3 protein-coding genes are annotated in these 4,343 nt (G+C 42.1%); 2 read left to right on the forward strand and 1 reads right to left on the reverse strand.

Going from position 1 to position 4,343, the window contains the following annotated elements; all coding sequences use genetic code 11:
* Positions 1-895 (forward strand): VanZ family protein (locus AC1DDX_RS24435; protein ID WP_477622745.1); only part of this gene is annotated, 895 nt, incomplete at its 5' end.
* Positions 892-3,681, forward strand: coding sequence for a TonB-dependent receptor (locus AC1DDX_RS24440; RefSeq protein WP_337716009.1), 2,790 nt, complete (start codon positions 892-894; stop codon positions 3,679-3,681). The genes AC1DDX_RS24435 and AC1DDX_RS24440, both read left to right, overlap by 4 nt.
* 22 nt (positions 3,682-3,703) lie before the next feature.
* Here AC1DDX_RS24440 and AC1DDX_RS24445 read toward each other — a convergent pair.
* On the reverse strand, positions 3,704-4,343 hold a 640-nt coding region (locus AC1DDX_RS24445), incomplete at its 5' end, for a hypothetical protein (protein ID WP_477622746.1).

The following is a 4,343-nucleotide window of genomic DNA, read 5'->3' on the forward strand; positions in this document are numbered from 1 at the left end:
GTCTATGAAGAAGCAATTAATATCAACATTTATTCTCATCGCTTATAGTGCGATCCTGATCAAGGTAATGGTATTTAAGGATGTGCCCATGATCAGGATAGGCTCCTTGATGATTTATTTTGGTGGATCACAAACAGGTCCGGCCAATTTAGTTCCGTTCAAAACCATTTTGGTGTATCTGCTAGGGGAGAAGGGCTTGGTAATCGGAGGCATTAATCTTATCGGAAACATTATTTTGCTTGTACCGGTAGGATTGCTGGGCCCTTTGGTTTTTGCGGACATCACATGGAAAAAAATGTTTGTGCTTGCAATTGCCACCGGTTTTGCAATCGAGGGATTACAGGTACTATTGCGTGTGGGCATATTTGATATTGATGATGTTATATTAAACGGACTTGGTGTTATGATAGGCTATTGGGCCTTTACCGTTCTGGGAAAGAAGCTGCGTTTGATGGAATCCAAAAATATCAGGATTGCCGTAATTATAATGATGCTTGTAGCTGCTGGCGCAGCATCTTACGGTCTTGTTCTTTACCAGAAGGGTCAGTTTCCCCTTAGTTTGGAACCGGGCCCGGAGCGCGGCAGGTCTGACCGTGCTGAAGAGGGTCAAGGTAGTGGGCCTTCTCAAGGCAACGACCCCTGTGGGGGCACCGGTGGCCTGGGACAGATTGTAAGTACAGGAAATCAGGCTATCATTATTCAACAGCGCGACGGCGAGAAAGTAATGATTAAACTTACCCGCCAGACAACCATCAGAAACTCTTCAGGCGCCATCTTAGTGTCCGATTTAAAAATAGGTAGCAAGGTAACAATAGTTACCTACCAGTCAGATGCAGAGGGCAACAAAATTGCAACAGCTGTTTTGGTTTGCAACGCACCAAATCAGGGATCATGAGACGTCTACATTTTCTTTCAGTTGCTGCCTTGCTTTTCAGTATGCAGGTTTACGCACAAACCGGCCGTCAGGTAACCGGTGTGGTAAAAGATTCCACAGGAGCAACGCTACCATGGGCAACGATTAAATTGTTTACAGATAAAGACAGTTCAGTTGTTGCTACTAATTCCACTGGCAGGTTTACCTTCTCATCGGTATCAGTTAATCAATTCAGCCTGGTGGTTACTTCTTTAGGTTATCAGGGTGTTAAACGGCGGTATAATCTTGCTCCTAACAACATCACAGCCGAACTAGATCCAATCGTATTAAAAAGTGACCCTATTACGCTTCAAGGTGTTACAGTCACTAATGCTAATGCGGTTAAAATAAGGGAAGATACAATTGAATACAATGCATCAGCATACAAAGTGCGAGAAGGTGCAGTAATTGAAGACGCCATTAAGAAAATGCCTGGTTTAGAAGTAAGTAACGATGGTAACATCACAGCACAAGGTAAACAAGTAAACAAGGTGCGACTCAACGGGAAAGATTATATGGCAGGTGATGTGAAAAGCCTGACCCGAAACCTGCCTGCAAATCTGGTGCAGAATGTACAGGTCATAAACGATTACGGTGATCAGGCCAATATTACGGGCATCAAAATCGGTGACCCACAAAAGGTATTAAACATTAATATCAGGAAGGATAAAAATCATGGCTATTTTGGTCAGGGAACTGTGGGCAGCGGCCGTGATGCTGTTCGGGAAACAGCAGGGATAAAAAATGGGGGTCGTTATGTCGGAGCAACCAATGTATTCAGTTTCCAGGACAAGCGTCAGATAACCATATCAGGTGACGTCAACAATACCAATACAAGCCTGTTTACCTTTACCGGCGGAGACCGTCCGAATGTGTTTGGTCCGGATCCAAAAGGTATTACTACCACACGCTCATTAGGGTTTAATTATCGTGATGATTGGAGTAAAAAGGTAAAAGTTTACGGCAGCTATAGTCTTGCAGACAACTCGGTATACACCACTTTAAAAACGGTTCAAAATAACATATCAGGCCAGCTACCTTCAGTCCAGAACAGCAATAGCACAGAGAATACCCAGAATCTTAACCATCGTTTTAAATTCAATATAGAATACAAGCCAGATACAGTAAATTACTTTAAATTCATCCCAACGTTTTCGTACAGCGGGGGGCGTACCGATCAAAATTTTGCAAGTAGGCTACAAGCCCAAAATATCGGTAACACTTTAATCTCAGATTATACAAGAAGTTTATTGTCTCACACCAAGGCGCCCAACTTTGGCCTTAGTGCATTGTACAACCATCGGTTTCGGAAGCGCGGGCGCAATTTCAATGTATTGTTAGCCAGTGGTACTACAAGAAATAAACAGTATCAGAATCCTGTCTACAATTATCTGGAAGGCAATGCCAATGCGCCGGTAAATCAGATGATCAATACCAGCAGGCGTACCGACAGCTTGGGTCTTTCTTTGTCATACCTGGAGCCGATAAGTAAAAAAACATATCTGGAATTTAATTACCAGTACCATAACGTACAAACAGGGGCGGACAGGCTTACCGACACGGTTGCCGGCGCAGGTGATGTCAATCGCGATCCTAATTTAAGTAACGATTACAATTTCAATTTCATCACCAACAATTTTACCGTAAACTATCAGGTAATTGACCAGAAATATAACTTTACATTGGGTGTGACCGCGCAACCAACATTGCTGAAGGGCTCATCATCTGCCACTGCCCCGACACACAAAACCATATTTAATTTTTCACCGGTACTGCATTATGTTTATAACTTCTCCGACCTTCAGGCACTGGCTTTGGACTACCAGGGAGCAAGCAATTCACCAGTCTATTACCAATTGCAGCCGGTGATTGACTTTTCAGAGGCCAGCTATCCGATACAGGGTAACGCGGATCTGCTGCCCGAGTACAACAACAACTTTCAGATCAGGTATAACAAATTCGGAGACGGTACGGGCAAAACTTTTTTTGTGAACCTGAGTTTTACTCAAACTGACCATAAGATTGTAGCCAACACCGTTACCTATCCACGCAATTACAAAGCTGACCCAAGGCTAGCGGGGGCAATATTAACGAAATATCAGAATGCTTCTGGGTTTTATAATGCTTCGGCATATTATGCGTTTGCCAAGCCATGGGCAAAACGAAGATACAGCTTATTCTTTAATGGGAAGGTCACTTACAATAACAACATTTCTTACCTCACTGATGTTCTCGATTCACTCGGTATTGATCAAACTGTCCAAAAGAATATCGCTAAAAACTTTGTGCTTTCTCAGGGAGTACGTTTCAGGGTAGATATTCCCGAGGTTTTAGACGCAGAGGCGAGTGCCAGTTATAGTATTAATCAATCCAAAAATTCTGTCGCACATGCCAATATTGACAATAACTTTCAAACCATTACTCTTGGCACGAATGGCAACCTCTATTTCCTGAAAAATTGGACCTTAAATTATAACTACAGCAAGATGATTTATGAAGGCTTCAGTGGTTCCACCAACCCAAATATTCTGAATACCTACCTAGAGCGGCGTTTTCTAAAGAACAACATAGGTACGCTGCGCTTTTCTGTGTATGATGTATTTAGTGAGAATACAGGTTTTACCTCAACTCAAAACGCTTATGCCATTACGCAAAGCAGCGTAAACCGCTTAGGGCGTTATTACCTGCTCACCATTACACTCAGACTGCAAAAGTTTGTTGGTCGTCCTCCAAGGGGGATGCCAGGTGGCCCGGGTGGGGGTGGTTAGCCCCCGGGCTAAGTGCAAAAATCTAATCTCCTCCTAACGGTTTTACTAACTTTAAGGTTTTTTCATTACCAGAATTTGCTGTTTTTGCATCATACTCAATGCTTTCGGTGATTAAGTCAGAATCATAAGCAATTCTGGCTTTTCCCTCAGGCACGAAAATACCTGTACCACCTTTGCTGTTATCAATGTTTATTAAACCAATAGTGTAATTTTTAATGTTGTTGCCTTCTTTTACACCCGAAATTATCGTAGCAAATATGGCAGAGTAGGAGCCATAAGTAGATTTAACTTTCCCGTAGATGGTAAAATTATTTCCCGAACCTGATATTGCCGTTACAATGCTGGTATCTCTTAAAGTTAATACATGCTCGCCAATTAAGCTTATACCAAAATCATCATTGTGTTGGTCAAAAAATTTCACCTTTGAACTCAGAAATGCATTTCCCGGTTTATCTCCGGATATGTTTGATGCTTTTAGAATCAGTGGCGATACATAAAATGCGCCCTCCATATTAGGGGGTGTTGTACCTTCATTAACTGGAAAATTTAATCTTTTAAGGGTATCTAAATATTGCTGTGGAATTACATCCTCGATTTTATTTTTAAGAATTTCTTCATTTGATGGCCCATCTTTATCTTTTTTGCATGAAGCAAGGTAAGAG

It is taken from the genome of Pedobacter sp. 10L46_2 (assembly GCF_056395165.1).